This is a genomic window from Thermoleptolyngbya sp. M55_K2018_002 (assembly GCF_015295965.1).
In the GTDB taxonomy this organism is placed as follows: Bacteria; Cyanobacteriota; Cyanobacteriia; order Elainellales; family Elainellaceae; genus Thermoleptolyngbya; species Thermoleptolyngbya sichuanensis.
The window spans coordinates 1-4,090 of record NZ_DVEA01000052.1; the positions used below are offsets into that span (position 1 = coordinate 1).

Sequence of the window (4,090 nt, forward strand, 5' to 3'; positions counted from 1 at the left end):
GCCGAGGTGCTGTGGCACGGGCCTGGCCCGACGCGATCGCAGCTTGCGGAACAGATCGGCGCGGATGACGCACGGCCCCTGGCCGACCTGGAGCGGTATTGTGCAGGCGCGGCGACGATTGCAGTGCAGGACAGCGCCACGCGGCAACAGCAAGAGAGGCTCTTGGGGCGATCGCTCGTCGTCCCCAAGCTGGCACAGGAGCCGGATCGGGCCCTGGCGGGGGCGATCGCCCAGGTGCGGCTCTGCCACGATGACTTGGCGCTGGCAGAAATGCGGCGGGCGGCCCATGTGACGCGACGGGCCCACGCGGCGGGCAGGGCCGCAACCGCAACGGCCACCACCGAAGCCGAGGTGCGGGCGGCCATGGAGCAGGTGATCCTGGCGGCGGATATGACCCCTGCCTACAGCAGCATTGTCACTGTGCATGGGGAGGTGCTGCACAACTGCCACTATGGGCACAGGCTGGAGCCAGGGGATTTGCTGCTGGCCGATGTGGGAGCCGAAACGCCCCTCGGCTGGGCGGCCGACGTAACGCGCACCTGGCCGGTGTCGGGGCAGTTTTCGCCCACCCAGCGGGATCTCTACGACATCGTGCAGGCGGCCCACGACCGCTGCATCGAGGCGATCGCCCCTGGGGTGGAATACCGCGAGATTCACCTGCTGGCGGCGCGAGTGCTGGCTGAAGGACTGGTGAGCCTGGGCATTTTTCGCGGTGCGCCAGAGGATCTGGTCGAGCAAGATGCCCACGCGCTGTTTTTCCCGCATGGCGTGGGGCATCTCTTGGGGCTGGATGTCCACGATATGGAAGACTTGGGCGACCTCGCGGGCTATGAGCCGGGGCGGACGAGGAGCGATCGCTTTGGGCTATGCTATCTGCGGCTCGATCGCCCCCTGCGGCCGGGCATGGTGGTGACGGTGGAACCCGGCTTCTACCAAATTCCTGCCCTGCTGCAAGACCCAGAAAAGCGCGATCGCTATTCCGCCCTGGTGAATTGGGATCGTCTGGCAGCGTTTGCCGATGTGCGCGGCATTCGCATTGAGGATGACGTTTTGGTCACCGCTACAGGACGTGACGTGCTGACGGAGTGAGGAAGGGTTCCTAGCCCAACGCTGCTAAAACCGCGTCTCAAATTCCAGAATCGCCCCGGTTCCGCCATCGGTGTCGATGTAGCTGCGGATTAGGAACTGGTCGTTGATGCGATAGCGCAGGTTGAACTGCACAGGCGCATCGGCCGTCAGGATCGCCAGCACAGAGCCGGAGAGGTCAGTGCCAAACAGGTCGATGCCCGCTTCGGCGGCGAGTTCGAGGGTGGTGCTGGAGGCGTTTTCGGAGGGCAGCAGCGTAGGGAACAGCCGGAAATCCGACAGCCCCAGCACTTCGCTAATGACCCCCTGGATGCCGGGGAGGAGGGCAGAACCTGCTAGGTTGGCGATCGCCAGCGTACTGTCGCCCTGCCCAAAGGTATTGATAAAGCCGCCGCCAATCAGCGCAATAATTTCGCTGTCGCTGCGGGCGGGGCTGCTGGTTAGCGCAAACGTGTCTGACCCGGTGAGGAATCCATCCAGCATTTCGCTGGCATAGCCGTCTACTGTGGCGATGACCCGCACATTACTGAGGCTGCCCAAGTCTGTCACCAGGGTTTCGTTAATCTCGGCGGCTCCGCTAGAGGTCGTGATCGGTGTGCGGGTCACCTCTGGCACGGAGGCCACAAGCTGCACTTGCAGGTAAGGATCGAGTCCCCGCTGCGGCGTAAATTCGGCGGTGTTGTTGTAGCCCCGCACCAGGTTGAATTGCGTGGTGAACAGGTTGACGATGCCCCGACGAACTTGCAGTTCTCCCTCTGGACGGGGGGCCCGGACGGTGCCGTTGACCCGCAGCTCGCCCGCCACCAGAAAGTCCAGCAGCGGGTCGAGCGTAATTCGCAACCCGCGCCCCAGGCTCAATCGCAGGTTATCAAACCGGGGCGGAATGGTGATGTCATTAGGGTCGATGGGGGGGTCTTCGGGCGGTGGCGCGTCGCCGCTGAGCAACTGGACGCGACCGTTGGTGAGCGCAATGTCGCCCCCAATGACCGGCGCAAGGGCGGTTCCAGTAACTTGCACTGCGCCATCGACCCCACCGCTATACAGGCCCTTCAGATTCAGCACGACCTGATTAAGGCTGACCGTCAGTGGCTGGTTGACGGTTGTTTCGCTTCGTGGAAAATCATTGGGGTCAAAAATTGGCAAGATGCCCTCTGCAACCACTTCTCCCTGGCGGAACTGGCCGCGAATGCCTTCCACATCCACAAAGCTGGTGTTGAACTGGGCGCGTCCGGTGATGTTGGTGAGCGGCTCTGGGAGGGCAGGTGCGGTCATCGAGGCTCCGTTAAACTCGGCTGCGCCTGTCACCAGCGGCGCATTCAGCGTGCCCGTAATGTCGAGGTTGACATCTGCCTCGCCGCCCGCCCACGCCACCTGATTGGTAAACAGGCTCAGCAGTTCCAGCCCTTCGTTTTTGACGGAGAGGTTGATGGCGATCGCCTCGCTGTCGGGCGATACGTCCATGAAATCGAAGGCGTAGGGAATATCGGCCCGCAGGCGCAGGGGTTCTGTTTCGTTGACGCTCATTTGCCCGATGATCCGCGCTCGCGCATCGTCGTAGCTGAATAGCGCTCGGACACCTTGAACCGACTGCTGCTGAATCTTGGCATCGGACAAGTTCACTTCGCCGCGCACCTCTGGATCGCCAAGGCTGCCCTGCAAAAAGGCGTTACCATTCACCCGACCCGTGATGCTGATGGGCAACCGCACGATGTCCTGAAGGGGCGTGATATCCACCGACTGCGCCTGAAGCTGGCCCGAAATCTCGTCTGCGCCAAACTGCCCGTTGAAACTGAGGAAGGCCTCGTCCGACCCCAGCCGCAGCGGTAACAGTTCCAGAACCCCATCCTGGAGCGCACCCTGGGCGATCACCTGCTGCGCGTTAAACTCGCCCCATTGCCAGTTTGCTCCCTCCAGGTTGAAGTCTGCGGTCACGCCCGACTGCACTGAACCAGACAGGTTCAGCGTGGCTATGAAGTTGCCTTGCAGTTCTGCCAGCCGAGGCAGAGGATTGGCGGCTTCGTCCTGCTGTTTTTGAAGATCCAGCAGCGCCAGGATTTCGGAATAGCGCTGGAGTTGCTGGTAAATGGGGCGATCGCCCACTTGCACAGGCACAGTGGCTAGGTCAGTGGCCTGGGCCGTGGGCGGCTGCCGAAAGCCTCGCGCCACGTCGTCGAAGTCATACCAGCGCAGGGTATTCAGCACGTCCTGAATGCGGGCGTTGTCGGTTTCCAGGGTTGCCTCGAACTGCGGGTCGTTGCCCAGGGTTGCGCTGCCGTTCACTGCGACCGTGCTGTAGGGCTGATCCAGGGGCGGCCGCTCAGTGGGCAATGCCAGCGCCAGCAGCCCGTCCTCTAGTGTGATCTGGTCATTGCCGTAGGTGACGCGCCCAGAGAACTGATCCGCAAACAGATAGCCGATGCCGGGGCGATCGACCGTAAAACTGCCCTCGGTGGCGTAGGTGTCCAGGTTTACGTCCGCGTTGGCAGATACGGTTCCCGTGACGGGGCCCAGCCCCAGGTCGGCAGCCGGGGTGAGGGCAAACCAGTCTAGGGGCAGGTTTTCTAATGTGGTGACCAGCGTGCGATTCGCGTAGCGATCCGTCCCGGAATTGCGCCTGATTCCTGCTGCTCGCGCCCCGTCATGCACCAGCAAAAACGAGCGCGGCAGATAGTCGCCATCCAGATCCAGCGAAATCTGGTCGCGGCGGCCCGTCAGGTCAGCCCGCACGCCCTGACCCATTGCAAACTGCACCGGCCCGGCCAGGCGCGGATCAAACTGACGCTGGTTAATGGTTAGCCCGTTGAGCGCCAGCAGTCCGTTCACAGTCGGCGCGGCAGGCGTGCCCGACACCCGACCGGAAAAGTCCGTCCGCCCAGCCACACGCACCTGGGGCGGCAAGGTGACAGGTAGCCGATTCAGGTCTAAGTCCTGCACCTCCAGCGCCAGGTCAAAGCTAGAGATTTCCGGTGTGTTGCCTGTGGTCCGCGCAAAGACTGTGCCATTG

The 4,090-nt window shown here is 62.8% G+C and carries 2 protein-coding genes; one reads left to right on the top strand and one right to left on the bottom strand.

Features of this window, described 5'->3' with window-relative positions; genetic code table 11:
• The coding region (locus tag IGS51_RS02385) for a M24B family metallopeptidase (protein ID WP_297075410.1) at nucleotides 1-1,089 on the top strand (1,089 nt) is incomplete at its 5' end.
• 24 nt (nucleotides 1,090-1,113) lie between these two features.
• Here the strand turns inward: IGS51_RS02385 and IGS51_RS02390 are convergent.
• Nucleotides 1,114-4,090: translocation/assembly module TamB domain-containing protein (locus tag IGS51_RS02390; protein ID WP_297075412.1), on the bottom strand; the 2,977-nt coding region annotated here is incomplete at its 5' end.